Here is a 26,717-nt window from a genome sequence, read left to right on the forward strand (position 1 = left end):
GGAACAGGCAGCACAGAGGGTAAAATCAGAACCCCTGAGAAATACCACACAGAATGGTGCGGCGCAGACCGTACTGGGGAGCCCCCACCCCAATACCGCTGCCATCGCGGAGCTGATAGGCGTGATCGCCCAGATTGATCACATCCAGACGCAGTTGCGTATCGCCTTTCCAGCGGCTGCCAAACGTGTTGCGAATGGTCTGCACGGCGGAAAAATTGACTGTGGCATAAGGAGAGACAGCCAGACCGTTGGGGATGGTCAGATCCGCGTTAACCTCATCATCTTTCCGCAGCCCGGAGCCATAAACAAGTGTTGCGGACAGACGCAGCGGAAAGCGCGTGGTGTGGAAGAACGCATAGGCCGCCCCGGCGGAGGCCGTCCAGCGCTGGTCGTGATCGAGATGTACCCAGTGGTTCTGGATATAGCTCAGATCAGCAGGCGAGAAGTTGAACTGCGCGCTGGTGATGTCTTTGCCAATGGCGCGCGACCACGCGAAGTTTCCATAAAGAGAGAGCGGGCCATGGTCGTAGGAAACGGCGACTTCGTAACCGTTCACCTGTCCTTTGCGGTAGTTGAAGCCGCTCAGGATAATGGGGGCACCGAACTGCCCTTCGTCGATCATGTTTTTGGCAAGTTTGTAATAGGCGTCAAACGATACCCTTAGGCCCGGCAGGATGGTCTGCTCGATCCCAGCATCGAAATAATGGTCGCGCTCGGCTTTAACCGTATTGTTGCCGGTGCTGGCGGCAGCGGCACTGGTATTGCTGAAACGGGCGATGGACGCACCGCTGACAACTTCAAACGGAGGCGGGGTGAAATAGCGCGAATAGCCAGCATGGAGTGCTGCCCCTTTCCAGGGTTTCCAGACTACGTTGATCCGCGGGCTGACCTGATTTTCTGATGTATATTCGCTTACCCCGTCAAAACGCAGACCGTAATTGATGGTCAGGTTATGCAGGACACGCCATTCGTCCTGTGCATACAGGCCGTAGATCATGCCGGTTTTGCCGCTGCCATCAAGGATGGTGCGCGGGTTGGCCATATCGTAAACGCCGCTGTCCTCACCAATTTCGTTGAAGACGGTGGATGAGGTCTTGGACACGTTGCGTTCGACAAAAACTTGAAACCCGAAGCGCACTGTGTGATCCCGTGCGGCGCGCCATGTGACATCATGCTGCGTGCCGGTGGAAAAAACCGAGCGGGCTGCGCGCTGGGCTATGCCCAGATAGTTCAGATCGCCCACCGGGTCGGGCGAGTAGCGCAGGCTGCTGTAGCGGGTGAATACGGAGTCCTGAAGGCTGAAAGCCCCGATTTCTTTCTGCAGGGACAGAACGGCAAAATCCGTTATCTGCTTTTGATGTTCGTTAAGCGTGCCGCTATCCGGCAGGTTGGAGGGCGGGGTGTAATTGCCACTCCACTGCCCCGGAAGCTGTCCCGGATTATTGGGGAGCTGGTATTCCGCATTGGAAACACCAGCAATCAGGCTGATGCGGGTGTCTTCATCCACGGTGTAGCGCAGGTGGCCGAGGAAGTGGTACTGGTTGCTCAGGTCATGCTGGGCATTGAAGTTTGGCACGGTGTTTTCGATACCGGTGCGGTCATGCACGAAATCCGCAGTTGCAAAGAAATCCCACTTTCCTTCATGAAAACCGTATTGTGCGGAAGGAAAAAAGTAATCCCGTGCGCCACCGTAAACCGAGACATTGCCGCCAGGATTGGTGGTGCCGTTCTTGGTGGTAATATCCACAACCCCTGCCTGTAGGAAACCGAACTGGCTGGGCAGCGCCCCCGTGGTGAGAGACATGTGATCGGCAAAGCGGGTCATGAGTGCCTGACCGAACACGCTCAGCCCTTCGGGCAACTGCACGCCATCAAGGCGGAACTGCACTTCGTTATGGTCGCCACGGACATGGATCTGGCCATAGCTGTCCTGCGCTACGCCAGGAGCCTGCAAAAGCACCTGATTAAGCGGGGCGTTATCGCCACCGGGGATGGTTTCAAGGTCTTTGCGGCTGAATGTGCGCACAGTCGCCCCGGTCGAGGGGGACAGGGCAATGCGCTGCTGGTCCAGATGCGCGGTAACAATGACCTGCTCGGCCTCGTGCGGGGTGCGCCCGACAATATGGACCGTGCTCTGGCGGGCCGGAGTGTCTGTTTTCGTGGTGGGTGTGCTTGCAGCCGTGGTGGTGCTGGCTTTCAGGGGCGTGGGTGAAACCGGCGTGGTGTCCTGTGCCTGTGTCTGAGCGTGGGTTTTGGTGAGGGGCAGCCCGGCCAGAACGGAGGAGCAGAGCAGAAGGCGCGGAATGCGGCGTAGCATGATGTAAGGCGATCCTGGCTGGAGTGAGTTCCTGCACAGGGATATATGTTACAATATAACATAACAATTATTTTTTGAGCCAAAACGCATGTCAGGCACGCGCTCCGTGCGGGAGTTGCGTGCCTGTTGCAATATTGTCGCAGTTTGGGAGAGGCTATTTGGTGGTGTAGCCGCCATTGAGCAGAATGGTCTGGCCGGTCATCCACCAGCCTTCGGACACGATAAAGCGGATATAGGGGGCAATATCCTCGATTTCGGTCAGGCCGCTGGGGCTGAAGGCCGAAAGGGCAGCGGCAGTCTTGTGGTAAGCCACGGCTTCGGGGGCTTCCTGTCCGTAAAAGAATGGTGTGTCCATTGGCCCGGGGCCTATGGCGTTGACCGAAATGCCCCGTGCGCCAAACTCCTTCGACGCCGCGCGGGTAAAATGTTCCACGGCAGCCTTGGCTCCTGCATAGGTGGCATAGAACGGCGTATAGGCACCCAGCAGCGAGGTAACGAGTGTCAGCAGCTTGCCATTATCGTTCAGGTGCCGCCCGGCCTCGCGGATAAACTGAAAGGCTACGCGGGTATTAACCGCAAACATGGCCTCGTATTCGTCATCCGTTGTGTCGAGTATGGGCTTTTTTAGAACTTTACCCACAGTATTGATGGCAATGTCGGGGGCTCCGGCGCGGGCGGTTGCCTCCGTAAATAGGGTGGCAACGGCGCCGGGCTGGGTCAGGTCGGCCTGAAGGGCAAAGCCGCGCGCACCGTTCTGTTCAATCTCGCGCACGGTGTCCTGTGCGGCCTGAGCATCTGCGGCATTATGGTAATGGATGACAATGCGGGCAGCCCCATGGGCTGACAGGTCGCGCGCTACAAGTCGGCCAAGGTTTTTGGCACCACCGGTTATCAGAACCGTTTTGTCGTGCAGGGAGTGGTTCACCATTGTTGTCTGTCCTGTTGAGTTCCGTTCCCTTCCACCATATCAGTCGGAAAAATCTGATAAATAAGCGTGTTCTGACATGATATGTCAGAAATAACGAACAATAGGGCAGGGCGGGTATGGACCGGGTAGATCTGTTGCGGGTGTTTACCTGTGTGGTGGATATGGCCAGCTTTACACGGGCGGCCCGCATGCTCGATACGCCGCGCTCCAGCGTTTCCGCCGCCATACGTGAACTGGAGGAGCGACTGGGGGCGCGGCTTTTAACTCGCACAACACGCAGCGTAACCCCCACCCCCGATGGTGAGGCGTTTTATGCCCATGCGCAGCGTCTGGTCATGGATATGGAGGAGGCCGAATCCCTGTTTCGGCCGGGGGCCGCTGGCGTGCGTGGCATGTTGCGCGTTAACCTGCCTGCCCGTCTGGGGCGGCTGGTGGTAGCCCCGGCCTTGCCGGATTTTCTGGCCGCACACCCAGCCATGCAGATTACGCTAGGCATGACGGACAGGCCTATTAACCTGACGGGGGATGGGGTGGACTGTGCCCTGCGGGTTGGGGCCCTGCGGTCATCCGCTCTGGTGGCGCGGCCCATGGGGGAACTGACACTGGTGAATGTGGCAAGCCCTGCCTATCTGGCCCGTCATGGTGTGCCGCAGCACCCACAAACTCTGGTGGCAGAGGGGCATGAGGCGGTGCTTTATGCCTCTGTCACACTCGGGCGGGTTGAGCCGTGGGAATGGGTGGATGCAGGCGGCATACAACTGGCCGAATTGCCGGGCCGCGTAACGGTGGACTGCTCTGAAGCCCAGATCGCCTGCTGTCTGGCCGGGCTCGGGCTTATACAGGTGCCGTTATACGATGTGCGGGCGCATCTGGCGGCGGGTGAGTTGGTGGAGGTGCTGCCCCACTGGCGCGCAGCCCCCATGCCCATGGCCCTGCTTTACCCGCACCGCAGGCACCTATCCGCGCGGTTGCGTGTTTTTGCCGACTGGCTACACGGGGTTTTGTCCTGCCATGTGCTGGGCACCTGACGGCACTGCCCTGATTCGGGGCGCGTGGCTCTTGCATCCACTGGCGGATACGGCCAAGCACATGCTGTTATGCTGACTGTCCAGACCGTTCTTTTGCTGTTGTGGCTTGCCGCGTTCAGCAGTCTTGTGGCGACTGCGTGCCGCCAGAAGGTTCCCCAGCCCATCATCCTGATCGTGCTGGGGGTCGGGGCGGCGCTATGCGGTCTGCATATCGGTATCCGGCCCGAACTGTTCATGTTCGTGTTCCTGCCCCCGCTCTTGTTCGCGGATGCGTTTCGCATGCCGCTGCGTGAATTCAGGGAAATGCGGCGGGCCATTCTGTTTCTGGCCTTTGGGCTGGTTATCATGAACACGATCGTGTGCGGGTACATCATTCACTGGATACTGCCGGTATTCAGTCTGCCCGTGTGTTTTACCCTTGCAGCCGCCCTATCGCCTACCGATACGGTGGCGGTGTCCAGCCTTTTGCAGGGGCGCCGGGTGCCCGGGCGGCTTTTGCAACTACTCTCGGGCGAAGCCCTGTTTAACGATGCCTCGGGGCTGGTGTGTTTCCGCTTTGCCATGGCTGACGCCATGACGGGCGAATTTTCCTACCGGCAGGCTTTCGGCACGTTCATTCTGGTAGCTTTCGGGGGACTGTTTATCGGCGCGTTGGTTGCGTGGGTGGCCTCGCGCATCAACCATGAGCTGATCCGCCGCAAGCTCGATGAGGCCCGCTCCCAGATCGTGCTTGTGCTGCTGCTGCCTTTTGCCATGTATGCGGCGGCCGAGGCGGCGGGCTGTTCGGGTATTCTGGCGGCGGTTGCAGGGTGCATGATTCTCAAGCTGTCCGGCTCGGTGGAAGAAGCCGCGACCATGACCCGCCTGCAGGCCAACACGGTGTGGAACATTGTCAGCTATGTCTTCAATGCGCTGATCTTCCTGTTCCTTGGCCTGCAATTGCCCTCCCTTGTTATGAGTGCGCGCGATCTGGCGCAGGCGCATAATGCGGCCTTCTGGCAGTATGGCGTGCTGGTTGTTGAAGTATACGGCGCCATGGTGGTCATGCGGCTGTTCGGGCTTTTGCTGTGCGAGGCCGGGCGCTGGGCGGGGGCGCGGCTTAATCACATGCCGTATGAGCGCACGGGGTTTGCGGCCAATATGTTGCTGACCCTCGCTGGCGTGCGTGGTGCCGTTACGCTGGCGGCGGTGCTGTCTTTGCCCATGGGGCTGGATGGTACGCCGGAATTCCCCGGGCGTGAAAGCGTGGTGGTGATAGCCGCAGGGGTTATCATTCTCTCGCTGCTCTGCGCTGGCGTGGGGATTCCTTTCTGCCTGCGGTTTATCCCGCCGGAACTGGTGGACAAGAATGCGCAGGAAGAAAACCTTGCCCGCCAGAAGCTTATCCGCGCGGCACTGGGCGTGCTGCGCAAGGTGCACGATGCAGCCGTGGTGGAGGCCCCCGCGGCGGCTGCCCCGCCTGCTCCCGCGCCGGTCGGGGCGGTTGTGCCTGCCCAGCCGGTGCAGGCCGGAGCCCAGGCAGTCGCCCAGCCAGTAGCACGGCCTCCGGCACGCGCTGCCTCTTCCGCACTGCCCGCGAGGCCGGATGCGGTAGCGGCGCAGGATACGCCCGCTTCCCCCGGTCTGTCGGAGGAAGACTGCCAGCTTCGGCGCGAGGTTTCTGACAGGCTGATCCAGCTTTATGAATGTCGGCTGGATGAAGAAGATGCCACCCCGCGTATCGGCGTGGAAGACCGGCGGAGTGCCGTGCGGCATGCCCGGCTTGATCTGGCGTTGCGCCTGCAGGTGCTCCGCATGGAGCGGCAGGTCATGCACCAGATGGTGACCCGGCGCGAAATCAACGACCAGACGGAATGGAAGCTCCAGCAAGAACTGGATTACGAGGAGCAGGTCATCCGCTACCAGTCCTTGCGTCTGCCCCGCGAAGACTAGCCCCGCAAGGGGGCGGGGGATTGGCCATCCGGTTTGGCAGAACCGTTTAATTGCTTGTGCTTCATAGGGTGCTGTTTCCACCGGAATACGGGCGGGGGCGTTATTATTCCGCTTTCGTTTCGAAATAATCCGCGATAGCCTGCCGGGGAAACCGGTTCGGCAGGCGGGCAGGCAGCAGACACGCACGGGTGCTGCCGCGGATTAAGGAGAAACTGTTTTGGGCGAAACCATGATACGGAGCGGTGCTCGCGGTGTGTCGTCCGGCAATACGGAGCGGGGTGCGAGCACCATACAGCGCGTAAAATCCATGGTAACCGGCTTGGAGCGGCGGTTTGAGGAAATCGCGTCCATGGCGGATGTGATCAATCAGGTGGCCAAGCATACCAAGCTGCTGTCGTTCAATGCGACTATCGAAGCCACTCGGGCGGGAGAAAGCGGGCGGGGCTTTTCGGTCGTGGCTACGGAAGTCCGCACCTTGGCCGAACGTACGGCCAGTGCCACGGCGGATATCAATCGCATACTGCCCAGTGTTAAACGTGAAATTACCGAAGCCGTGCACGATGTGGAGCGCGAGGAGGCGGGCGCGCTCATGCAGGCCGCTGTCAGTCTGGCCGGGCTTGAAGCCGCGCGGATCGAGGCGTGGTTCCAGCGTATTGCTACTCTGCTGGATGCGCTGCGCCATACGCTCAGCGGCTTGCGGCGAACCAGTTCCCCCCTGTCACGCACCGTTTTTGATGCGGTGATGACGGAGTTTTTGGAAAACAACCCAAGTCTTCTGGGTATTTTCTGCGGCATGGAGCCCGATGCGTTTGACGGGCGCGATGCCGAACACGCCAATACGCCCGGCACGGATGCAACGGGGCGCTATATTTCCTACTGGCACCGCGAGGGCGGGCGGATCATTCTTGAACCGTTGCTGGGATACGATATTCCCGGCCAGAACGCCTATTACGATATGCCGCGCCGCGCAGGCACAAGCGTTATGCTGGAACCTTACGATTACCCCATAGGTGGGCGGATCGTAAAAGTGACATCGCTGGTGCTTCCCCTCGTGTGGGACGGACGTTTCGTTGGCGTGCTGGGGGCGGATTTTCTGCTCGACGAATTACAGGCCGGGCTGGCTGACCGCAAACCGTTTGGTAGCGGTAGCCTGATGCTGCTGTCCCATGCGGGGGTGTATGCCACCCACCCCGATGCAGCCCTGATTGGCCATGAGGCGACAGACCTGCCGCTGAACGCGCGGCAGGCTATCACGCAGGGGCAGTCGCATAACTACAGGGATGCAGCAGGCATTGTCCGTATCCTGCATCCACTCCGGCTGGGGGCGGCGGATCAGCCGTGGTCGCTCATGCTGGAGTTTGACATGCACCGGGTTCTCAATGGCATGGGCATGCAGGCATAACCCACAGGTTCAGGGCCGGTCCTGCTCGGCAAGGAGGGCAATGCCCGGCGTAATGCGCTGGATCAGGTCGCCTGTTGGCTGGCGTGCATGCGTGACGACATGAATACTGGCCGAGGCCGCAATATCGGCCTGTGCCGTATCGAGAGCCGCCCGGGCCTGTTCCCGCCAGCCGGGGGGGCGGCCCTGTCCGAGAGCCGCAAGCCCCGCCCGGGCCAGAGCCGCCAGTTCGGCCGAGGCCGCGAGCCCGGTGGTGAGTGCCGGATGGTGCGCTGCTGCCCGCTGAAAGGCCTCGTCATTTTCGGCCCATAATGTGAGCATACGGATCAGGTCGGGTTTGAGCGCTGTTTCCCCCGCGATAAAGGCGGCGACTTCGGCGTTGAAAAGGTCCGCCAGTGGCGTATCGGGCATGGCAATATCCGCCAGTGTGTCCAATGGCTGCTCGGTTGCGGTTTCCTTGTGCCGGATCTGGAGAAATTCGTGATTATGCGCGTAGTTGCGCACGGGAGAGACTGCCGAGAGCAGAATCTGCGCGGCTCCGGTTTCGCCCGGGGCCATGCGTTCCAGCCCCGCAAGCGTTTGCTGGGTTGCGCGCAGGCCCAGCAGGTCCAGCCTGTCGCGCATGACGGCAAGGCGCGGGGCAAGGGTTTCGCCCCGGCATTGGGCAGCGGGCGACCAGAACCGCTCCGCCAGAGCGGCTGTGCGGGGCCAGAGCCGCGCATCGAGCATGTTTTCGTTGATTACTTCCGTCCATAAAACCGCTTCAGCCCCCAGCACATGGGCTGCCTGTTCGGTTGAAAGTGGCGGCAGGGGCGTATCATCCGCCGCCTGTCTGGTATCCGGGGGGGCGGTGGGGGCGTGGGGAGCGGGAGCCGTGCCGCCCGGCCCGGTGGTCTGGGCTGCTGCTGCGGCTTCGGCAGCGCCCTTTCTGGTGTCGAGCGGGTCTGTTTCATAATAGGCCCGGGCGGGCAACAGGCGGTCGAGATAGTAGGAGCCGGAAATAACGGTGCCATATCCTGCGCGGGTTGCATCAAGCGTATGGGCGGGGCCGCGCCAGCTCTGGATCAGCGTGCCGGGGGGCAGGTCGGCGGCCAGAATTTCGTCCCAGCCCATGACGGTCTTGCCGCGCGCATGCAACGCCATGCCCACCTGTCTTGAAAAACCGGCCTGCAGAGCTGCGGTATCCGCCAGCTTGTGCTGCTTCATGTAAGCGGCAATGCGCGGATTTTGCAGCCATTGCCGGGCTACGACCTCATCCCCCCCGATATGGAAAACAGGATCGGGGAACAGCCGGGCCATTTCCGTATAGAGCCGGTTTACAAAAAGCAGTGTGGCGGGGTTTGTGGGGTCCATGGCCGCGCGGTTGATTTCCGCCCGGTCGGTCTTGTTGAGCGGGCGCTGGGCGGCCAGTGCGGGATAGGCGCGCAGGATTGCAAACGTGTGGCCCGGCGTATCAAATTCCGGCACCACGCGAATACCCCGCTCGGCGGCGGCGCGCACAAGCTGGCGGATTTCGTCCTGCGTGTAGTAATCGCGCGGGCTGTCCGGGTTGCTGCTACGGGTCAGCAGGGGATAGAGCCTGCTTTCAACCCGGAAAGCAGCCCCATCCGACAGGTGCAGGTGCAGCACGTTGAGCTTGACCATTTCCATGGCGTCAAGCTGGCGCAGCAGTGCGGGCAGCGGCATGAAGTGGCGGCTGGTGTCGATCATCAGCCCGCGCCAGACAAAACGGGGGCTGTCTGTAATGGAGGCCTGCGCAATGACCGGGCCTGAGGCCTCAATCCTGACAAGCTGGAGCAGGGTTGCCAGTGCGCGCAGGATACCGGCTGGTTCCTGTGCATCCAGCCGGGCTTCGGTTGCGGAGGTGCGCAGGTCGTATTCTTCGCGCATGGCCGGGCGGGGGAAGGGGGCATCCTGCCTGTAATGGATATGCACGGTGTAGGGGGCGCTCTGGGCGTTTCCTGTGCCTTGGGGGGCGGTCAGAACAGCCAGACGCTGCTCAAGGCGTTGCACAGCCTGCCGCAAGGCGGGGGTGGCTGGGCTGTCCCAGTGTATGTCCAGACGGGATGGGAGGGGAAAGGCCTCGCCGCTGCTCCGCAGGGTGCTGGGAGTTGGCATGAGCACGGGGGGTGTTGCCGCACTCATGGGGGCTGGCGGCAAGGTGTCCATCTGTGCGTAAGGGGGGGTGGATTGTGCGTGTGCGTAAGGCAGGGGCAGCAGGCAGAGCAGGCTCAGGCAGGCCATGCCCGGCAGGAGGGAGCGGGTCATGGCGTGGGTTCCGGCTGGGTTGGGGCGTGGGCGCGCAGGCTGTGTGCCAGTGTGCTGATCCAGTCTGGCCCGCAGGTCCAGCCTGCCAGTCGTGCCGCGCGCAGGGCCGCCCCACCCAGCGGGGGCAGCCGTGGCGGCAGGGGCGCGCGGTGCAGCAGGGTCGTTAGCGCGGCCAGCAGAATGGGGCTGTGCATGACACTGCCGCCATGGCTCCATGGCAGGGGGGCGGCCTCGCCGAGCTGATCGGTGGCGGCCTGTGCCTGTTCGGCCAGATGGTGGGCGGCATGGTGCAGCAGGGCCGTGGCTGTGGGGCTGCCTGCATCGGCTTGTTCACCTACGAACAGTGCCAGTTCCGCTATGGCGGAGCGGGAGTGCGCGCGTGTGCGCAGCCATTCGCGCAGGGCATTGGCTGCATTGGCTCGTGTGGTGGTGGCATGGTGGGAGCCCGGTGCATCATCCGGCGCTGGCAGGCCCAGCCTGTGCAGGAGCGCATGGGCAAAAGCGGGGTCTGGCGCATGGGGGGTGTCGAGATAATGCGTGGCATGGCGCAGGGCTTTGCGGCCAAGCCAGTAACCTCCGCCCTCATCTCCCAGCAGCCAACCCCAGCCCCCTGCGCGGGCCGGGCGGCCATCCGTCGCACGGGCCATGACGACAGAGCCCGTGCCCGCCAGAATAAAAATACCGGGCCCATCGGCAAACGCGCCGCGATGCGCGGTTTCAACATCGTTTTCCAGACACAGGGCAATATCCGGCCCCAGAGCCGCCCGTACGAGGTTGTCCTGCGCTGTGCAGGACGGGCGTTCGGCATCATACCCCGCCATGCCAAGACCAGCCGCCCGCAGGCCGTGGTGTGGCAGGCGCTCTAGCAGTGTGCGCAGGCATTCTGCCCAGTCGGGACGGTCGAACGGGTTACAGCCGGGGCCTTCCGCACGGGCGCTGACATGGCCTTCGCGGGTTATGATAACCGCGCGTGTATAAGTGCCGCCGCCATCCAGCGCCAGAATGGTGGGGTCTGCCCGGTTGGTGTGGCTGTCCTGTTTCATGCCTGCATGAGGCTTGTCTGGCCCAGCCGCTCCAGCGCCAGCCCCAGCCGCCCGTTGCACAAGGCCAGCAGGGTGCGGGCCTGAGCGGGTTGCAGGCCTGAATGACGGCCTTGCAGCAACAGCGCTGCCAGTTTGATGCTGCCTTCGGCCTGCTGGAGAGCGGCTTCGGCCTGAGGCTGCGTGCAGTCGGTCAGATGCTGGAGCATGCGGTGGGCGCGGCGCACCAGTTTGATGTTGGACAGGCGCATATCCACCATCTGGCCGCGCCATGTATGGCCCAGCCGCACCATCAGGCCGGTGGAAAACAGGTTGAGGGTTATTTTCTGGGCTGTGCCTGCCTTCATCCGGGTGGAACCGGCAATGACTTCCGCTCCGGTCCATGTCAGAACCGGGCATTGCGCTTCAGCCAGCAGGCGGCTGTCCGGGCTACAGGCCATGCCGATGGTCAGGCTGCCGGCTGCGCGGGCATGGGCAATGGCGGCGCAGGTATAGGGTGTGCCGCCGCTGGCGGCGATACCGATAACGACATCATCAGGCGTGGGAGCATGGGCCTGCATGGCGCGGATGGCCTCGGCCTCGTCATCCTCGGCTCCTTCCACGGGGCTGAAAAGGGCGGCATCGCCCCCAGCCAGCAGCAGTACCAGCCGTGCGCGTGGCCAGCCATAGGTCGGGATCAGTTCCACCCCGTCCTGCAATCCAAGGCGGCCGGATGTGCCGGCCCCTATGTAGAAAAGACGCCCACCCCGTTCCAGCCGGGGCAGCGCCTCGGCCATGGCCGTTTCAAGGGCGGGCAGGGCCGCCCGCACGCTGGCAGCTGCATCAAGCTGGCTGTCCAGCAGGGCGGAAAGCAGTGTGGTGGTGGGCCATTGCTCCAGCCTGTCGTAACGGGGGTCCAGCATTTCCGTGCGGGCCGGGGCGGGAGGGGGGGCTTGCTCGGTCATGAAAAGGTCCTGTTCCGGCGGACGGTATGGCGCATGCGGCCTATAGCATGGCTTATCAGTGCTGCCACGCACAGCACGCCCATGCCCGGCGCGATCAGCCATGCAAAAGCCAGTGGCTGCCCGTGTGGGCGAAGGAACAGCATGCCCAGCACGGAGGCAGGCAGGCTGAGACAGAAGGCGGGCACCAGATCGCGCGCATTGAGTTTAGGCAGCAGCATACCCGCCAGATAACTGCCCAGCATGGGGCCATATCCGCAGGCGGCAATGGACAGCCCGACAAGCACCGCAGCTTGCCCGGCATGGGCGAACAGGCTTGCGCATAGCACAAGGGCAACGGCCCAGAATGCTGTAATGGCGCGCGCAAGGCGCAGGCGGGCCAGATCCGGGTTGGGTGTGCCGCACCAGTGTAGCAGTGGGCGGCAGAGAGTAGAAAAATCTCCCATTACGGCGGCGGTCATGGCCGACAGGGTAGAGGAAAGCGAACCCATGGTGGCGGCCAGAATGGCTGCGAGCATAAGCCCCCGCAGGCCGGATGGCAGGTCTTGGGCAATATAGGCGGGAAAAATGGCATCGGTGCGGGTAAAACCGGCCTGCGCTGCCGATACGCCGCCGTGGTGCACCCAGAGCAGAACCCCCACCAGCGAAAGCAGGCTAAACAGGAGGCCGGCACCAATGGCGCTGCCCATGAGGGCCAGCCGGGCATCGCGCAGGCTGCGGGCGGCCAGTACACGCTGCACCATAAGCTGATCCGTTCCGTGCGAGGCAAGGGAGAGCACCGCCCCGCCGCCAATGGCCGCCAGTGGCGTGAACGGACTGGTAAAGGCGGGCGCATGGTGGGTAAACAGGCTGAAACGCCCCGCTTCATGCAGCATGTCGAGTGTGCCGGGGGGAGCCGCATGCCATAGCAGGGCGGCGCAGGCGAGCGAGCCCCCAAGATATACCGCAAACTGGATACTGTCTGACCAGACCACCGCGCGTAACCCGCCCTGAAGTGTGTAGGCGAGTGTCAGTATCATGATAGCGGCAAGGAGCACGGGAGCGGAAAGAGAGAAATGCAGGGCCGCCAATATGCCCGCCAATGGCAGCATACCTGCGAACAGGCGCACGGCTTCCGCCAGCAGGCGGGTGAGCAGAAACGTGCCCGAAGCCAGCCGTTGCAGCGTGTGGCCAAAGCGCTGGCCCAGCCAGTCATAGGCACTGAGCATGCGGCCTTGTTGATACAGCGGCAGAAATGCCCATGCCACAATACCACGACCCAGCAGGTAGCCCAGAGCCAGTCCCACGAACACCATGCCGCTGCCATAGGCGATGCCCGGCACACTGATCAGTGTCAGGGTGGATGTTTCCGTGGCCACAAGGGACAGGCATAGTGCCCACCATGGCAGGTCGCCATGGCCTTCCAGATAGGCATGGGCCGAGGCCTGCCTGCCCGCAAGGGCGAGGGCAAGGGCGGGCATGCCCGCCAGATAGGCCAGCAGGGTCAGCCAGTCCAGCGTAGTCATGGCGGTGGAAAAAGCGTGCGCAACACCATATCGTAAATGATAGGCGTGTTTGTCCGGGATCGGAACGGCCTTTATGCGAAATCCGGCGGAGGGCTGTTCTGGCCCTGTCCGCTTTGGCCCTGCCAGCGGGGCGGAACAGATAAAAAGGAAGAGGCATATGCAGCACGATCAGAACGGATGTGGGCAAGCGGCCTGTGGCGCCCTCAGCCCCGAGCAGGAGCATATCCTGCGCGGACACGGCACCGAGTATCCGGGTTCAAGCCCGCTTAATCATGAAAAGCGCGATGGTGTTTACTGCTGTGCGGGCTGTGGCACGGTCTTGTTCAGTTCTGCCGCCAAATATGAAAGCGGAAGCGGCTGGCCTTCGTTCTGGCGACCCGAGCCCGAAGGCGTTGCCACGCAACGCGACACCAGCCACGGCATGGTGCGGACCGAGGTGCATTGCGCGCGGTGCGAAGGGCATCTGGGCCATGTTTTTCCCGATGGTCCGCCCCCCACGGGCGAGCGCTACTGCATTAACGGTCTGGCGCTGGTTTTCCGGCCTGCGGGAACATAAACGGCTTAAAGGGGAAAGAACCTGCGGTTACAGCTCGTGTCAGGCGGCGGGCAGGCCGTGGCGACCGCCTACGGCTCGCAGGAAAAAAGCCCATGCGCGGTCGAAAAAAACCTCGCGCTCCGCTTTGCTCTTGAGCGGGTCGAGCCCGAACAGGCTGTCTTCCAGCGGCCAGCCGGTAATCAGCCCTGTCAGCAGGCGGGCGGCGGTATCGTCCGCATTGCCGGGCTCGATCTGGCCCTTGCTTTCCGCGGCCTTGAGCAGGCGTACAATCGCATTGTGGAAAGGCTGGCCAATGGCTTCCACCGCCTGCCGCAGCAGCGAGGGGTGGCGGTGCCCGTCGGCAATAAGAATACGGTAGGTGCCCAGTGAATCCGGCCGCAGGGTCAGGTCCAGCAGCAGGGTGCAGATGTGGCGCAGTTCCTCAAGCGGGTCTTTCAGCGGGGTGGCAGCCATGGCTTGCAGCACGGTGCCTGTCAGGTCTGAAATAACCGCGATAAACAGCGCTTCCTTGGAAGGATACCGGCGGTAGATGGTCTGCTTGCTGGCCGAGGCCTTGCGCGCAATCTGGTCTATGGAAGTGCCCGCATAACCATGCTGCACGAACAGGCCCGCGGCGATTTCCAGCAGATATTGATCCAGCTCTTCCGTATCATGGGCCGTAGGGCGCCCGCACCGGCGCTTGCGGCCTTTCATGCAGGGGTTGAGCATATCCAGCAGGCGGGTTGGGCGCTTGGTTGCATCCGTATCGCAGGAGGAAGAAGGCGGGCGGGACTCGGGCACTGATCTGTTCGTTCTGTTCTTGCCTGCACACGCAGGCATGCGGTGCTTTCTTGCTTGTTCCGGGGGTGGCTTAGGCCATTGTCGGGTGTTTGTAGTCCGTCCGGTGAACAGGTTGCAAGCAAAGGATATCGACCGCCCGGCAGCCGGGGCGGTTGAACTGGTAGTCTTGCTTTGAAGAGACGGACAGGCATGCGCCAGCCATGAAAACGGCTTTCAGGACCGCTTATGGGGCTGGCGCCGGACTGTATCAGTCGTTTTTGCCAAAGGCCGGGCGGGTACTTTCAAACAGGAACCACGTCCTGCGTTCGCCTTCGTCAATCCAGTTTTCAATCAGGCTGGCGGTGGCGACATCATGCGCATCGTCACACAGGTCGTGCACGGCGCGCAGGCGGCGGACAAGGGTCTGGTTGTCTTCACGCAGTTCGGCCAGCATGTCTTCGGGCGTGACATATTCGGCATCGTTATCGGCAATAACTGTCTTGCGGCTGATTTCGCCTACCGAATGCAGGGTTGTGCCGCCAACCTTTCTGGCGCGTTCGGCCAGCGGGTCAGTCATGGCGAACAGTTCCTGACTCTGCTCGTCCAGCAGCAGGTGGTAGTCGCGGAAATGGCGACCGCTCATATGCCAGTGGAAATTTTTGGTCTTGATATACAGGGCAAAGACATCGGCCAGAACGTCCGCCAGCCCGGCTGTCACGGCCTGGAGTTTTTTTGCATCCAGATCGCTGGGCGTACCCAGATATTCCCGGACATGGGCTTGCGAGGCTGTCGTCTTGGTCATGGTTTCGGCCTTTTTCCGTTAATAACCATCGCGCAGTCAGGCTTGCTTCAAAGCGGCTGACTGCCTGTTGATTACGTGGCGGCTATGGCTCGGCATGCAAGGGAGCCGCCCGGATATGAAGGAAAAAAATACTTCATCGCACGGAAACGTGAAAACGATGACAGCCTTGTGACAGGCTCTTGCCAGAGCTTAATGCCCGCTGGATGCGGGGCTTTCGTATTCCTCTTTCAGCGGGCGGCTGAGCAGTAGGGCCTGCGCGTGCGAAAGGGTCAGTTGCCCGGACAAAAAGGCCGCAATGCACTGGGTAATGGGCGCGTCCACACCAGCCTGTGCCGCCAGTGTCACAAGGGCATCCGCCGTGGTGACACCTTCTGCCACGCCGGGCAGGCTGGCCAGAGCATCGGTGGTGGATGCGCCCCTGCCAAGGGCCAGCCCCATGCGGTAATTGCGCGACTGATCACCCGTGCAGGTCAGAAGCAGGTCGCCCAGCCCGGCCAGCCCCGCCAGCGTGGCCGCCTGTCCGCCCAGCGCGCAGGCCAGACGTGTAATTTCAGCCAGGCCGCGTGTAATCAGTGCTGCGCGGGCATTTTCTCCCAGACCGGCACCAATGCAGATTCCTGCCGCAACGGCGATGACATTTTTAGCGGCTCCCCCCAATTGCACGCCCATGCAGTCCTGACTGGCGTAGAGGCGGAAAAGCGGGGTGGCCAGCCTGTCTGTCAGGCTGCGGGCCAGACTGATATGCGGTGCGGCAATAACAGCGGCAGCCGGCAGCCCTGCGGCAATTTCGCGTGCGAAGTTGGGGCCTGAGAGCACAGCGCCGGGAACATCAGGCCGTTCGCGCGCCAGAATATCCAGCGGAAAAGCAAGTGTCTGCCGCTCTATGCCCTTGCAGCACAGAATGGCCGGTGTTCCGGCGGGCAGCAGAGGCATGATGCTGGAGAGAGACTGCGTCGGTATGGCCACCAGCACGGCTTCAAACGCTGTATCGGGCAGCGTGGACGAGACCTGCACGGAGCCGGGTAGCGGAAAGTCTGGCAGGCGGGGCATGGCCCCTGATGGCAGGGTAAGGTCTGAACGGGCCCACAGATGAACCTGTGCGCCGGTGCGGGCTACATGCAGGGCCAGTGCGGTGCCCCACGCACCAGCACCCATGACAAGAAAGGGTTTGTTCATGTTTCGAGCCGTGCCAGAAGCCCCGCTGTTGCGCAAGGCCGCTGAGCGGGCCGGACTGTCTGTTGTGCTCAGGCGGACAGGGCGATTTCCGCGTTGGAGGCCACGGCCTGCCGGGCTGCGGCTTCATGGGCGAGTTGGTGCTTCTTGCGGGCTTCGCGCAGTAGGCACACTACACCCTGCACGCAGTTACCGCATTGTGCCCGGCACCCGCGTGCAGCATAGACCTCGCGCGGATGGGTTGCGCCACCAGCGACTGCCGTTTCCACATCAACATGGGTAAGTCGGTTACACGAACAGACAACCATAGATCACAGCCCTGAGTCGTTGCGTCCTGAAGCAACAATAACAACAAATGATAATTAGTCGCAATAGTTTTGTGTAGCCGTCCGCGCAGGTGGGTTTTGGCCAGCTTTTGGTGGTGTGGCAGGCTCTGAGTGGGGCCGATTCTACCCGCACGCTGCTGTCAGGGGATAACGATCGTGCTTCCAGCCTTGACCCTGTCCAGAGCGATCAGGGAGCGATAACTCGCAACCGAGTCATTCTGAGCAAAAAGGCGGCGGGTGATTTCCTCATAAGTGCTCATGTCCGGAGCAATCACAATCAGGATAAAGCTGATACCACCTGTAACATAGTAACATTGCTGCACCTCCGGAGCGCTGTGAAACAGCTTTTTCGCGTTATCGACTGTTTCGATCCGCTCATCCTTCAGGCGTATTTCAACAATGGCGGTAATGCTCATACGTACGGCCTGTACGTTCACAACAGCCGTATTGCTGGCAATAACCCCGGCATTTTCCATGGCGGCAATCCGCCTTTGCACGGCTGCGGCGGAAAGATTGACCCGCTCGGCAATCTGCCGCTGGGGCGTTTTATTGTCTTTCTGGAGAATGCGCAGAATAGCCCTGTCGAAATCATCCAGTGCACGCGGGGTGGGTTTTTTGCTCATATGCGAGTTTTTGTTGCATTAAGGCGACCAATCAAGAGCACAAAAATCACTTTCCCGATGATATGTCTCTGCGCAAGGAGACACATGGCGTGACCATCATGGCAGATAATAAACAGGTAGATACAGCACAGACCATGTCTTTGGGTATGCTGTGCGGTGCAGGGGCGGGCGCTTTATGGGGGCTGGTTTTTCTGGCGCCGGAACTGGCGCGTCCGTTCACCCCCATGCAGGTGGCGATAGGGCGTTATCTGGCCTATGGCATCCTGTCCGCCATCATGATTGCACCGCGTTGGAAAACCCTGCGGCACAGTATAAAGAAAAAGGATTGGGAGGCGCTTTTCTGGCTCTCCCTGTGTGGCAATATTTTCTATTATATCCTGCTGTCCATGGCCGTGCAGAAAGGCGGCATTGCGCTCGCCTCGCTGGTTATCGGGTTTTTACCCGTTACGGTCACGATTATCGGTAGCCGGGATAAAGGGGCTGTATCCTTTTATGCGCTGCTGCCATCACTCCTGTTCTGCACGGCAGGGGCAAGTTGTATTGCATGGCAGGCCCTTGCAGCATCTGGTGCTGGCAGCCATTCTGTAAGCGGTTTTTTCTGCGCGGTTGTCGCGTTGGTGTTGTGGACAGCCTATGCGGTGGGCAACAGCCGCTGCCTTGTGCGCCTGAATTCGCTTTCCGTTCATGACTGGAACCTGCTGACAGGCATTGTCACGGGTGCGCAGGCTGTGGTGTTGAGCCCTGTCGCCCTTTTGAGCGGACCTTTCAGTTATGGTGTGGAGCAGTGGGGGCGGTTTGTTGCCGTGTCCTGTGGGGTTGCCATTGTTGCATCCATTTTTGGCAATGCCCTGTGGAACCGGATGAGCCGTCTGGTGCCTTTGACCATGACCGGGCAGATGATCCTGTTCGAAACCTTTTTTGCTCTGATTTACGGTTTTTTGTGGGAAAGCCGCTGGCCCCGCCCGCTTGAGGTCGCGGCCTTCGTGTGCATTACCCTGAGTGTGCTGACATGCGTTTCAGTGCACCAGAAACATGCCGCCAGAGGGCGTAGGGCGGTCAATGCTCTGATGGAAAATGGAGTGTAAGGTGATGTCTGTACTGTCTTTCGATGATTTCACAAAAGTGGATATCCGCGCAGGCACGATCATTGATGTGCAGCCTTTCCCAGAAGCCCGCAAACCGGCATGGAAACTTACCATTGATCTGGGGCCGGAAATCGGAACAAAACGCTCAAGCGCCCAGATTACAGAATTGTACAGCGCAGATGACCTGATCGGCCGACAGGTGGCCTGTGTTGTCAATCTTTCACCGCGCCAGATTGGCCCGTTTATCTCGGAAGTTTTAACGCTCGGTTTTCCAGATACAGACAGAAATGTTGTTCTGATCACCCCCGAACGGAGCGTGCCAAACGGTAGCCGCCTGTTTTAACCAGAACAGTGTTTCCATGCCCGAGGAAACAGGCAAGCGAGACTGACTGAAACAGGCAGAAGCAACTGATTTTCTGGGGTATAAAACCGGTTCAGGCGGCTGGTGGAGCTGAGGGGAATCGAACCCCTGACCTCCTCATTGCGAACGAGGCGCTCTCCCAACTGAGCTACAGCCCCGCCTGTCTTTTCGGTGAGGTCGTGTATAGGGCTTACCAATTTTCTGTCAAGCTGTATTATATACCACTATACCCGAAGGACGGAATGCCGTGCCATGGCGGAAGGATCAGGTTCTATCGTGTTTGTATTGTTTGTGATTTTGACGCGCGTGCTGGAAATCTACTGCTGGATTCTGCTTGTATCCTGCATCTTCGTGAACCTGTACGCTTTTGGCATTCTAGACAGCCGTAACCAGATCGTCTGGAAAATCGGTGTTTTTCTTGAGCGCCTGACCGAGCCGGTTCTCGCACCCGTGCGTCGGGTTTTGCCGACACCCGGCGGTATAGATTTCAGCCCCATGGTGGTGCTGCTGCTCATTCAGTACGTGTTGCAGCCAACACTGGTCAAACTGCTTTACCTGTCGATGGAGAATGGCGGCTGAACAGCAATGGGGCCACCAGCCATGTTGACTGCCATGGCTGGTTACTGGCTATGGCAATAAAAAACGCCGAACCTTCCATGCGGGAAGTTCGGCGTTTTTTGTATTCGTGCCTTAATAAGGCCGCCCAACTGATTCCTGCCTTCCTTTTAACAAGGCGGCAGGAGCCGTTTTTTAGTGATGAACCGGGGCCGGGCTGTTGTCTTTTTCAATATGCATGAGGGTGTAGCCGCTCATGATGATAACCGGCACGAGGAAGGCCACGACTGTCGCGCTCAGCGACGACGTGCTCATGCCCAGGAAAAAAGCGATCAGGTCAAAGCCCAGCAGCGCCACGCACACAAACATGCCCATCTCTTGAAAACCCTCTTGTTCGGGCGAGACGCCCTGACCATTTTCTCACCAGCATCCTTGTCTGCCAAGGGGCTGCGGGGCCAGATCCCACCACAATCGTTCACAAACCAAACATCCGTTACACTACTCCTTTAGCTTTTGTGGTCAAGCGGCGCAGCGCATGGCCCCCCGGCTTTTTCCGAAGGGGTAGCGGGAGAGGAGGCGCTGCCGTTTGCAGGCTTTGCAACGGCTGAAGTGGACGGGCAGGTGTTGTCCGGTGCCGCTCCGGGGTTTGTCGGGTCTATCGCGGCAGCCTGATTGCTGCTTTCCACAGAGCCAGCCACAGGTGCCGTTGTGCCAGATGAGGCTGCGGAGGCCGCAATGGGTGCCGAGGGTGCTGTTGGGGTAGTAGTCGCTGCATCCGAGGCCGTTTTGGTTACGGTCTCGGGCTGCTCTTTACTACTGCTGGTGCTGCCCGTTGCAGGACTCGTCACGGCTACAATGGGCGGCAATGGTGCTGGATTTGAGGGTGTAGCCGTAGTCGTGGGGACATCGGAGGCCATGCTGGCTGGCGCATCAAGTGGTTCTGAAGACGGGGGTGGCAGCGGGGCAGATGTGTCCTGTGGAGCCGAAGCGTTAGTGTAATGGACGGCGGGCTCGACAGTCTTGGTGCCGGGCGTGGGCAGACTCGGAGCGTGGAAGGCTGAAACCGGGCCGAAAATCGGGTTGTTGCTGACAGAATGGGCCGATGCGGGGGGAGTGGTCAGGCAGCCTTTGACCAATGTCGCGCAAACACCATCCGAGCCGATCATGCGGTCATTGTCGCCGCTATAGTGCATGTCACTGACACGCCCATCAACGATACGGATCGAGGCAATGCAGGTCTTGCCCGCACCACCCATGGAGGTCTGCGCCAGATTGACCACCGTTTGCAGCGGGAACAGGGTTGAGTCGTTGGTGGAGGGCACATTGATGGAGCGTGTGTACTGAAAGATCTGCACATGATCATCCAGCCGGGCGGTCTTGTCCGGTATGCCCGCACAGGCCTGAAGGTCTTCGCTGGTCATGCCAATAACCTCAAGCTGGCCTTTATGGGCTCGCCGTGAATCGTTGTAACCACATGCGGCCAGAGCAGGCAGGGCCAACAGGGTAGCGTAACGCCGCAAACGGCGACCATGGTCACAGCAGAGCAGGGGAGTGCGGAGCGGGTTGTGACCGGTGCGGGGGGCGTTTTGCTTCATGCGTCCTCGACAGGGCAGGGGCAGGCTTACGTGGGGCGCGGCGTGGCGAAAATCTGCCATGGCCGGGCTTGTGCCGGGAGCGGATGTGCATACCGCTGTTTGGGTGAGTTGTCATGAGGGGGTTTTTATGCCCTGCTCTGCACCGGACAGCGCTCCCAGTCAGGCCCGTGCAACTGCGGGCCGGAAGGGGGCTGGTGTCTCGCCGGTTGAGGAGGGTGGGCTGCCCCCAGTCTGCCTGCCGGTGCGGTCTTCTGATGAAACCCGACAGGAATGAGAACATGATCTATCGTAAGGTGGCTGTGGTGGCCGCCGTTATGCTGTCTTCGGCTCTTGCCGTGGGTGCCCATGCCGAACCCGGCGGGTGTCTTAAATATGGAGCCGCCGGGGCTGTTGGCGGGCATCTGGCGGACCACCATAGCGTGCTGGGGGCGACGGCGGGCTGCGTGGTGGGCATGTACAAGCGGCATGAATACCGCAAGGAAGCTCGGATGAAAGCGCATCTGTATGATCAGGAGCATCCGGGTGCCAAAGGTTCGTATGAACAGAAAGCTACGGCTTATGATGTGGAACACTCCACCACACCCGGTGCCATGACACCGTCTGAGCCGCCTCATCCTGCTCAGCCGCCAGCTCCCGCAGCAGCTCCTGCCCCGGCGGAACATCTGTAAGAACCCTTCGGGCTGGTACGGCTGGCAGGTTCAGCCGTTCTGGTTCTCGGCGTTGGCCTGCATGCTGCGCAGCACATAGCCTGTGGCAACTTCCAGAACATGGCTGAACGCCTTGTGGAGTTCGGCCATGTCCAGCAGCCCATAGCGGTGCAGGGTGTGAATGATAAAAGCCAGACCGTTAAGGTCTGGCTTTTTGCGTAGCCAGTCAGTTTGGTTCAGTCGTCGGGCGTTGAACCGGCATATGGTCAGCAGAATGACATCCAGCGCGATATGCCCGCCCAGAACACGCCCTAGCGGGGTCTGGTCCGCATAAAGAGACGGGATGATGGAATGGATTTTCCAGTTCTGGATGCGGGGTGCGTAATGCACTGAATAATAGAGATATTCTGAAAAATTGATGCGGTCTGGAGCCCCCAGATCATGCACCGCAGTGTCAAGCAGGGTCTTGCACAGCCGGGATGCCGTTTCGAACGACAGGGCATGTTCGTGAAGTCGAAACAGGCGGGCAGAAAATTGCAGCAGTGCTGGAACCCGCAGCTGCGCTGTCGTCAGGCAGAGCGAAGTCGTGGCCAGAAGTTCATTTTCCTGCATGCCGCGCAGCAGAAGGTGGAAACTGTGCCTGCCATCTTCCATCAGCATGGAAAGTTCCTGACGGAAGACTTCTGCTTGTTGCGGGCACAGACTGCTGGGGTGTGAATGGGTCATGATGCGTGTCATGGAATGTGAATGACATGAACAAGGGAGAGGTTTTCCTGAAATTTTTCATGGTTTTCAGGCTGGTCGATCGGAAAGGAAAATAATGTGCCGATGTATGATCGCACGCCTGCGTGCGGGGGCTCTTAAAACCTAATGCCCAGAACTTTATGAATAAAGTGTTGAGATTTATATTTTTTTCACATTGTCATAATGGTTCGCCCTGATCAGGCGACCCGCGCAGTCTGTTTCAGGGGGCGGGTTATTCCAGCCCCTCACGCATGGCGTTCTGATGGCGGATGTTCTCTTCCTGCCGCTGGCGTTTGCGTGCACGCTCTTCCTCCATATTGGCGCCCAGATGCGTATCTCCACGGGCCGCGGCCAGTCGGGTCTGGTGTTCGCGCTCGGCATGGCGGGCATGGCGCTTTGCGTCCCACTGGCCATGGCAGGTCGGGCAGCTCACACCCGCTTCATAGAGGGGGGATGCCTTGTCCTGCGGGGAAAGCGGGGCGCGGCATGCGTGGCACAGTTCCATTGCGCCCGGTGTCAGGCCGTGGCCTACTGTCACGCGCTGGTCAAACACGAAGCATTCGCCCTGCCACAGGCTGTCCTGCTCGGGAACTGTCTCCAGATATTTCAGAATGCCACCCTGCAGGTGATAGACTTCGTCAAAGCCTTCGGTCTTGACGAAGGCCGTAGCTTTTTCACAGCGTATGCCGCCGGTGCAGAACATGGCCAGCCGGGGTTTGCGGCCCTCTTTTGTGAATGTATCGCGGTTCTTGCGGAACCATTCGGGAAATTCGCGGAATGTTTTGGTGCGCGGATCAGTCGCGCCCCGGAACGTGCCGACAGCCACTTCGTAATCATTGCGCGTGTCGATCAGAATGGTGTCGGGGTCTTCCAGCAGGGCATTCCATTCCGCCGGGGCGACATAGGTGCCGACCGTTTTGTTGGGGTCCATATCCGCAACCCCCATGGTGACGATTTCCTTTTTGAGTCGGACTTTCATCCGCAGGAAGGGCATGGAAGGTGCTCGGGAAAACTTGACTTCAATCGCCGCGCAGCCGGGCAGGGTACGGATATACGCCACAACGGCCTCAATCCCGGCATCGCTTCCGGCAATGGTGCCGTTGATCCCTTCATGCGCCAGCAGCAGAATGCCCTTCACGCCCTGTTCGGTGCAGGTGTGCAGCAGGGCATCGCGGATTTCCGGCAGGTTTTTAAACGCAGTAAACCGGTAAAGCGCCGCCACGCGGTAGGGCAGGGTGTTGTCATCCTGTGCCGGAGAAAAAGCCGGAGTGGTGCTGGCGGTCGTCATGGCGGTGTCCTTGCGGTTGCGCGGCTTTGTGCCGGATGAACCGGCGGGGGGCGTGAATGGGGCAGCCCCTTTGCATTGGCGTCGGTTTAGCGGGGCGGAGTGGGGGGCGGCAAGCGCTTTCCTGTGCCTAGCCCATGCCTGACATGGGATCGTGGCATCCGGTTGAGGGAACGGACAAAAAGGCAGGCCTGTGTTAAACCCTGCCGGTCAGTTCAGGGCTACCTCTTCACGCCAGACGTGGCCCGCAAGGGTGTTGCTCCTGATAAGCAGGAAAGGAAAGTCCGGCCGATGAAGCCTGAGCAGAAAACCGGTATTCTTGCCGTCATCAACAGGCTGAATGACGGCGTGGCCGTGCGGATGACCTGGATATTCGGCAGTATCTGGTGCGTTTATGCTTTTCTGGTTTTTTCGCTGGTGCCTGCCCTTATGCCGCAGTGGCAGGAGACGCTGCTTTATATCAGCAACTGTATCCAGCTTGTGGCGCTGCCTGCGCTTATGGTGGGTAGCGCCCTGCTGAACAAGGCACAGGACGACCGGGCGATGGAGGATCACCGCGCGCTGGTGGAAATCCTGAGCGATGTGCGTGAGGAACTGGCGGATCTGAAACTGCGCACGGCTGGCATTGCGCGCGATACGTCCGAAGCCTTGCAACGCCCGACGCTGACGGATGTGTCCATTTCCGACCAGACATTCGTCAATATGGGCGACAAGCCTGAGTCTGACAGTCCCTGAAAGCGTTACCCGTCATGGCTGATGGCGCAGTGCAAGGGGTTGTGCGTGCTGGAATGGAGTCGGTTTTGAGCGGTTGTGGATGAGTTACACCGCGCCCGAATCGTAGCTGCGCTGCAAGGTCAAGGGGTTTCTGGCACGTAGAAGCAAAAAAACCGCAAAAACCTTGGAAAACGGCGATTTTTTTAATCGGTCGTTCAAAGGGATATCCACAGATTCTCGGGGCGGATTACGGGAAAACCCTGTGGATAGTTTTGTGGAAGGGAGAGGAAGCCGAGCTTTTTTCCGGCTTTCTGCATTTGTTCCTGTTACCGTTTTGTGTCAGTCGCGGCCCGTTCATGGCGCGGGCGATGTCGGGTCGCCACGCGCCAGGTCATCTGCTCCCTAAAGGGTGTCAGACGTTTTCGGCCACCTTGCTGGCAACGCATAGCTTGTTGCCATCGGGGTCGCGCAGATAGGCGAGATACATGGGGCCCACCGGCGTCTGGCGGATGCCGGGCGGGTTTTCAATGGCGGTACCGCCGTTTTCCAGACCCGCCTTGTGCCAGGCTGCCGCATGCGCGGGTGAAGACGCTGCAATGCTGATGGTGCCGCCATTGGCCGGGGTGGCGGGCTTGCCATCCAGCGGCTTGGTGACCAGAAAGCGCGCGCCGTGATGAGAGTAGCTCAGCCGCCCACTGGCGTTGATTTCAGAGGGGGGGATGTCCAGAGCCTGAAATGTGGCGTTGTAGAATTTTTGCGAGCGCGCAATGTCGTTGCTGCCCACCATGATATGCGTGAACATGGTCTGTCCTTCTGTCGTGGTCTGACAGGGCCAAACTAGAACTCCGCGCGGCTATGGCCAAGCCCTGCCCCCGGTCTTGCGTAAAATCGTGGGCAGGTGTGTGGGGTCAGTTCATTCCCGCTATTCGAGCGAAGTGGCGCTGGCGCTTGAAGAACAGCTTTTTTGCCACCACGAACAGCGAGCGCTCAAGCAGGCCATGCGGTTTGAGGCCGACAATCTTGCACACCATGCCGGTAACGCGGCGCAGGTGGCGTGGCTGATAGTTTTTCATGGTGCGCGCCATATAGGCGGCAATGCAGCGCTGGTGGTCATAGGGCAGTGAAGGCGGTTCGTTGGTGGTGTAGTAGGCAGAGGCGAGTTCATCATCCTCGCTCTCCGTCACCCGCCCCAGTGCAATGCGGATACGTTTGAGCAAGCCTATGTTTTCGCGCTGCAGGTAACGGTGCATATGGTCGTAAAACAGCTTGAAATGCCGGAACTCATCCGCCGCGATCTGCTTGCACAGAGCCTTGAGCACAGGCTCCTGCGTTGAGTCGGCCAGAGCGGAATAGAAGGACGAAGTGCCGGTTTCCACCATACAGCGCGCGATCAGTTCTCCAGTGCGCGAGCCACGAACGGATTCGTGCACATCAAGCGGGATCTGGTAGAAATCGCGGTAACGGCGGAAGGCGGCTTGATAGTCCCATGAGGGGTCGGCCAGCATGGCCCAGCGGCCAAGGGCATCGCCATGCTGGATTTCCTCTAGCGCCCATAGATCGGCCGCGGTGCGGAAGTCCGGATCATCCTGAAAGACGTTGTTGAGGTAGTGCGCGTAATCCACGCTGTTGCGTTCCACAACCGAGGCCGCCTTGATGGCGGGCACAAGCTGCGGGTCCACTTTCGTGATATCGAACTCATCCCACGGGAGCTGGTCGATTTGCCAGTGTTTCATGTATCGAACCTCCTCCTGCGCCCGTGGCAGTGTCTGCATGTCTTTCTGGCCCGGCCAGAATACGGCCACTTGGGCAAGGTGGAGGCGGTTTGCCGCCTTGCGCCACGTTGCCCACGGGGGCTGGCTGGGGGTTTTAGACCATCCTTCCTATGGGCGGAATGATGGAAAACAAAAAATACGACCTCGTCTCCTGTCAATACTCACCACAGCGTGACTGCCACAAGGCTGACGCACCCCACCGGCCTGCCCCGCAGGAGCCTGTTTAACATGCCATGGGCGGTGAGGTTCCGCAGTCAGGCAACCCGGTGTCGATAAGTCGGTGTTTCCACCGGGCTGCCGTTTTGTTTTTCAGGCATCCTGCTCGCAGGGGGGAGCGGGCAGTTCGTCACCCGGCTGGGCGG

The 26,717-nt window shown here is 60.5% G+C and carries 26 protein-coding genes and 1 tRNA gene; 9 read left to right on the plus strand and 18 right to left on the minus strand.

Annotation, left to right across the window (positions count from 1 at the left end):
• Window positions 1–25: 25 nt before the first annotated feature.
• Both ABF757_RS03620 and ABF757_RS03625 read right to left on the minus strand, forming a co-directional pair.
• Window positions 26–2,317: a TonB-dependent receptor gene (locus tag ABF757_RS03620; protein WP_415480958.1), complete on the minus strand. Its 2,292-nt coding sequence runs from the start codon at window positions 2,315–2,317 to the stop codon at window positions 26–28.
• Between the two features lie 154 nt (window positions 2,318–2,471).
• Window positions 2,472–3,245: an SDR family oxidoreductase gene (locus ABF757_RS03625; protein ID WP_415480959.1), complete on the minus strand. Its 774-nt coding sequence runs from the start codon at window positions 3,243–3,245 to the stop codon at window positions 2,472–2,474.
• 116 nt (window positions 3,246–3,361) lie between these two features.
• On the opposite strand from ABF757_RS03625, the gene ABF757_RS03630 reads away from it, so the two are divergent.
• From ABF757_RS03630 to ABF757_RS03640, 3 genes are all read left to right on the plus strand, one after another.
• Window positions 3,362–4,273 (plus strand): LysR family transcriptional regulator, encoded by a 912-nt coding sequence (locus ABF757_RS03630; protein ID WP_415480960.1) that lies wholly within the window; start codon window positions 3,362–3,364, stop codon window positions 4,271–4,273.
• A gap of 69 nt (window positions 4,274–4,342) precedes the next feature.
• Window positions 4,343–6,205, plus strand: a complete 1,863-nt coding sequence (locus ABF757_RS03635; RefSeq protein WP_462897823.1) for a Na+/H+ antiporter — start codon at window positions 4,343–4,345, stop codon at window positions 6,203–6,205.
• A 217-nt stretch (window positions 6,206–6,422) separates the two neighbouring features.
• Window positions 6,423–7,607 (plus strand): methyl-accepting chemotaxis protein, encoded by a 1,185-nt coding sequence (locus ABF757_RS03640; protein ID WP_415480961.1) that lies wholly within the window; start codon window positions 6,423–6,425, stop codon window positions 7,605–7,607.
• Window positions 7,608–7,616: 9 nt separating this feature from the next.
• Here ABF757_RS03640 and ABF757_RS03645 read toward each other — a convergent pair whose 3' ends face one another.
• From ABF757_RS03645 to ABF757_RS03660, 4 genes are read right to left on the minus strand one after another with little or no spacing between them, the layout of a single operon-like run.
• Window positions 7,617–9,872, minus strand: a complete 2,256-nt coding sequence (locus ABF757_RS03645; RefSeq protein ID WP_415480962.1) for a beta-N-acetylhexosaminidase — start codon at window positions 9,870–9,872, stop codon at window positions 7,617–7,619.
• Complete coding sequence (locus ABF757_RS03650) at window positions 9,869–10,915, minus strand: N-acetylglucosamine kinase (RefSeq protein ID WP_415480963.1); 1,047 nt, start codon at window positions 10,913–10,915, stop codon at window positions 9,869–9,871. Before ABF757_RS03650 ends, ABF757_RS03645 begins: the two co-directional genes overlap by 4 nt.
• The gene (locus ABF757_RS03655; RefSeq protein WP_415480964.1) at window positions 10,912–11,856 is read right to left on the minus strand and encodes an N-acetylmuramic acid 6-phosphate etherase; all 945 of its coding nucleotides are present in this window, start codon (window positions 11,854–11,856) and stop codon (window positions 10,912–10,914) included. The genes ABF757_RS03650 and ABF757_RS03655 overlap by 4 nt, the downstream gene beginning before the upstream one ends.
• Window positions 11,853–13,358 (minus strand): sodium:solute symporter, encoded by a 1,506-nt coding sequence (locus ABF757_RS03660; RefSeq protein WP_415480965.1) that lies wholly within the window; start codon window positions 13,356–13,358, stop codon window positions 11,853–11,855. Before ABF757_RS03660 ends, ABF757_RS03655 begins: the two co-directional genes overlap by 4 nt.
• A 157-nt stretch (window positions 13,359–13,515) precedes the next feature.
• On the opposite strand from ABF757_RS03660, the gene msrB reads away from it, so the two are divergent.
• Window positions 13,516–13,914 (plus strand): peptide-methionine (R)-S-oxide reductase MsrB, encoded by a 399-nt coding sequence (gene msrB / locus ABF757_RS03665; RefSeq protein WP_415480966.1) that lies wholly within the window; start codon window positions 13,516–13,518, stop codon window positions 13,912–13,914.
• Window positions 13,915–13,953: 39 nt separating this feature from the next.
• Here the strand turns inward: msrB and ABF757_RS03670 are convergent, their stop codons facing one another.
• The 5 genes from ABF757_RS03670 to ABF757_RS03690 form a co-directional block, all read right to left on the minus strand.
• Window positions 13,954–14,694 carry a TetR/AcrR family transcriptional regulator gene (locus tag ABF757_RS03670; RefSeq protein WP_415480967.1) on the minus strand — a complete coding sequence of 247 codons (741 nt, stop codon included), beginning with the start codon at window positions 14,692–14,694 and terminating at the stop codon, window positions 13,954–13,956.
• Window positions 14,695–14,941: 247 nt separating this feature from the next.
• Window positions 14,942–15,475 (minus strand): Dps family protein, encoded by a 534-nt coding sequence (locus ABF757_RS03675; RefSeq protein WP_415480968.1) that lies wholly within the window; start codon window positions 15,473–15,475, stop codon window positions 14,942–14,944.
• 189 nt (window positions 15,476–15,664) lie between these two features.
• On the minus strand, window positions 15,665–16,651 hold the full coding sequence (locus ABF757_RS03680; protein WP_415480969.1) for an NAD(P)H-dependent glycerol-3-phosphate dehydrogenase: 987 nt from the start codon (window positions 16,649–16,651) through the stop codon (window positions 15,665–15,667).
• A 68-nt stretch (window positions 16,652–16,719) separates the two neighbouring features.
• Window positions 16,720–16,956: a (2Fe-2S)-binding protein gene (locus ABF757_RS03685; RefSeq protein ID WP_025861215.1), complete on the minus strand. Its 237-nt coding sequence runs from the start codon at window positions 16,954–16,956 to the stop codon at window positions 16,720–16,722.
• Window positions 16,957–17,114: 158 nt separating this feature from the next.
• Window positions 17,115–17,597, minus strand: a complete 483-nt coding sequence (locus tag ABF757_RS03690) for an Lrp/AsnC family transcriptional regulator (RefSeq protein ID WP_415480970.1) — start codon at window positions 17,595–17,597, stop codon at window positions 17,115–17,117.
• 98 nt (window positions 17,598–17,695) lie between these two features.
• Here ABF757_RS03690 and ABF757_RS03695 point away from each other — a divergent pair, with 98 nt between their 5' ends.
• Together ABF757_RS03695 and ABF757_RS03700 are read left to right on the plus strand one after the other, a co-directional pair.
• Window positions 17,696–18,682: a DMT family transporter gene (locus ABF757_RS03695; protein ID WP_415480971.1), complete on the plus strand. Its 987-nt coding sequence runs from the start codon at window positions 17,696–17,698 to the stop codon at window positions 18,680–18,682.
• Between the two features lie 4 nt (window positions 18,683–18,686).
• On the plus strand, window positions 18,687–19,025 hold the full coding sequence (locus ABF757_RS03700) for a tRNA-binding protein (protein ID WP_415480972.1): 339 nt from the start codon (window positions 18,687–18,689) through the stop codon (window positions 19,023–19,025).
• Between the two features lie 100 nt (window positions 19,026–19,125).
• Here ABF757_RS03700 and ABF757_RS03705 read toward each other — a convergent pair.
• Window positions 19,126–19,201, minus strand: a tRNA-Ala gene (locus ABF757_RS03705).
• Window positions 19,202–19,295: 94 nt separating this feature from the next.
• On the opposite strand from ABF757_RS03705, the gene ABF757_RS03710 reads away from it, so the two are divergent.
• Window positions 19,296–19,622: a YggT family protein gene (locus ABF757_RS03710; RefSeq protein ID WP_035371075.1), complete on the plus strand. Its 327-nt coding sequence runs from the start codon at window positions 19,296–19,298 to the stop codon at window positions 19,620–19,622.
• 171 nt (window positions 19,623–19,793) lie between these two features.
• Here the strand turns inward: ABF757_RS03710 and ABF757_RS03715 are convergent, their stop codons facing one another.
• A complete protein-coding gene (locus ABF757_RS03715; RefSeq protein WP_415480973.1) occupies window positions 19,794–19,973 on the minus strand; it encodes a hypothetical protein in 180 nt (59 codons plus the stop codon).
• 131 nt (window positions 19,974–20,104) lie between these two features.
• Window positions 20,105–21,193 carry a hypothetical protein gene (locus ABF757_RS03720; protein ID WP_415480974.1) on the minus strand — a complete coding sequence of 363 codons (1,089 nt, stop codon included), beginning with the start codon at window positions 21,191–21,193 and terminating at the stop codon, window positions 20,105–20,107.
• Window positions 21,194–21,507: 314 nt separating this feature from the next.
• On the opposite strand from ABF757_RS03720, the gene ABF757_RS03725 reads away from it, so the two are divergent.
• A complete protein-coding gene (locus ABF757_RS03725; protein WP_408735036.1) occupies window positions 21,508–21,861 on the plus strand; it encodes a hypothetical protein in 354 nt (117 codons plus the stop codon).
• A gap of 30 nt (window positions 21,862–21,891) precedes the next feature.
• Here ABF757_RS03725 and ABF757_RS03730 read toward each other — a convergent pair whose 3' ends face one another.
• A complete protein-coding gene (locus ABF757_RS03730) occupies window positions 21,892–22,566 on the minus strand; it encodes a hypothetical protein (protein ID WP_148300115.1) in 675 nt (224 codons plus the stop codon).
• A gap of 250 nt (window positions 22,567–22,816) precedes the next feature.
• Window positions 22,817–23,872 (minus strand): oxygen-dependent tRNA uridine(34) hydroxylase TrhO, encoded by a 1,056-nt coding sequence (trhO, locus tag ABF757_RS03735; RefSeq protein WP_415480975.1) that lies wholly within the window; start codon window positions 23,870–23,872, stop codon window positions 22,817–22,819.
• Between the two features lie 288 nt (window positions 23,873–24,160).
• Between trhO and ABF757_RS03740 the strand changes: the two genes are divergently transcribed.
• On the plus strand, window positions 24,161–24,604 hold the full coding sequence (locus ABF757_RS03740) for a hypothetical protein (RefSeq protein ID WP_415480976.1): 444 nt from the start codon (window positions 24,161–24,163) through the stop codon (window positions 24,602–24,604).
• Window positions 24,605–24,995: 391 nt separating this feature from the next.
• On the opposite strand, the gene ABF757_RS03745 is transcribed toward ABF757_RS03740, so the two are convergent.
• Window positions 24,996–25,385 (minus strand): VOC family protein, encoded by a 390-nt coding sequence (locus tag ABF757_RS03745; RefSeq protein WP_415480977.1) that lies wholly within the window; start codon window positions 25,383–25,385, stop codon window positions 24,996–24,998.
• A gap of 106 nt (window positions 25,386–25,491) precedes the next feature.
• Complete coding sequence (locus tag ABF757_RS03750) at window positions 25,492–26,316, minus strand: ferritin-like domain-containing protein (RefSeq protein WP_025861225.1); 825 nt, start codon at window positions 26,314–26,316, stop codon at window positions 25,492–25,494.
• Window positions 26,317–26,717: the final 401 nt, after the last annotated feature.

It is taken from the genome of Acetobacter papayae, from assembly GCF_047721125.1.
GTDB lineage: Bacteria > Pseudomonadota > Alphaproteobacteria > Acetobacterales > Acetobacteraceae > Acetobacter > Acetobacter papayae.

Excerpts from the sequence above, each read along its gene's own strand:
- ABF757_RS03620 (WP_415480958.1), bottom strand. The coding sequence starts at position 2,317 with ATGCTACGCCGCATTCCGCGCCTTCTGCTCTGCTCCTCCGTTCTGGCC.
- ABF757_RS03625 (WP_415480959.1), bottom strand. The coding sequence starts at position 3,245 with ATGGTGAACCACTCCCTGCACGACAAAACGGTTCTGATAACCGGTGGT.
- ABF757_RS03630 (WP_415480960.1), top strand. The coding sequence starts at position 3,362 with ATGGACCGGGTAGATCTGTTGCGGGTGTTTACCTGTGTGGTGGATATG.
- ABF757_RS03635 (WP_462897823.1), top strand. The coding sequence starts at position 4,343 with ATGCTGACTGTCCAGACCGTTCTTTTGCTGTTGTGGCTTGCCGCGTTC.
- ABF757_RS03645 (WP_415480962.1), bottom strand. The coding sequence starts at position 9,872 with ATGACCCGCTCCCTCCTGCCGGGCATGGCCTGCCTGAGCCTGCTCTGC.
- ABF757_RS03650 (WP_415480963.1), bottom strand. The coding sequence starts at position 10,915 with ATGAAACAGGACAGCCACACCAACCGGGCAGACCCCACCATTCTGGCG.
- ABF757_RS03655 (WP_415480964.1), bottom strand. The coding sequence starts at position 11,856 with ATGACCGAGCAAGCCCCCCCTCCCGCCCCGGCCCGCACGGAAATGCTG.
- ABF757_RS03660 (WP_415480965.1), bottom strand. The coding sequence starts at position 13,358 with ATGACTACGCTGGACTGGCTGACCCTGCTGGCCTATCTGGCGGGCATG.
- msrB (WP_415480966.1), top strand. The coding sequence starts at position 13,516 with ATGCAGCACGATCAGAACGGATGTGGGCAAGCGGCCTGTGGCGCCCTC.
- ABF757_RS03675 (WP_415480968.1), bottom strand. The coding sequence starts at position 15,475 with ATGACCAAGACGACAGCCTCGCAAGCCCATGTCCGGGAATATCTGGGT.
- ABF757_RS03680 (WP_415480969.1), bottom strand. The coding sequence starts at position 16,651 with ATGAACAAACCCTTTCTTGTCATGGGTGCTGGTGCGTGGGGCACCGCA.
- ABF757_RS03685 (WP_025861215.1), bottom strand. The coding sequence starts at position 16,956 with ATGGTTGTCTGTTCGTGTAACCGACTTACCCATGTTGATGTGGAAACG.
- ABF757_RS03690 (WP_415480970.1), bottom strand. The coding sequence starts at position 17,597 with ATGAGCAAAAAACCCACCCCGCGTGCACTGGATGATTTCGACAGGGCT.
- ABF757_RS03695 (WP_415480971.1), top strand. The coding sequence starts at position 17,696 with ATGGCAGATAATAAACAGGTAGATACAGCACAGACCATGTCTTTGGGT.
- ABF757_RS03700 (WP_415480972.1), top strand. The coding sequence starts at position 18,687 with ATGTCTGTACTGTCTTTCGATGATTTCACAAAAGTGGATATCCGCGCA.
- ABF757_RS03710 (WP_035371075.1), top strand. The coding sequence starts at position 19,296 with ATGGCGGAAGGATCAGGTTCTATCGTGTTTGTATTGTTTGTGATTTTG.
- ABF757_RS03715 (WP_415480973.1), bottom strand. The coding sequence starts at position 19,973 with ATGGGCATGTTTGTGTGCGTGGCGCTGCTGGGCTTTGACCTGATCGCT.
- ABF757_RS03720 (WP_415480974.1), bottom strand. The coding sequence starts at position 21,193 with ATGAAGCAAAACGCCCCCCGCACCGGTCACAACCCGCTCCGCACTCCC.
- ABF757_RS03725 (WP_408735036.1), top strand. The coding sequence starts at position 21,508 with ATGCTGTCTTCGGCTCTTGCCGTGGGTGCCCATGCCGAACCCGGCGGG.
- ABF757_RS03730 (WP_148300115.1), bottom strand. The coding sequence starts at position 22,566 with ATGACCCATTCACACCCCAGCAGTCTGTGCCCGCAACAAGCAGAAGTC.
- trhO (WP_415480975.1), bottom strand. The coding sequence starts at position 23,872 with ATGACGACCGCCAGCACCACTCCGGCTTTTTCTCCGGCACAGGATGAC.
- ABF757_RS03740 (WP_415480976.1), top strand. The coding sequence starts at position 24,161 with ATGAAGCCTGAGCAGAAAACCGGTATTCTTGCCGTCATCAACAGGCTG.
- ABF757_RS03745 (WP_415480977.1), bottom strand. The coding sequence starts at position 25,385 with ATGTTCACGCATATCATGGTGGGCAGCAACGACATTGCGCGCTCGCAA.
- ABF757_RS03750 (WP_025861225.1), bottom strand. The coding sequence starts at position 26,316 with ATGAAACACTGGCAAATCGACCAGCTCCCGTGGGATGAGTTCGATATC.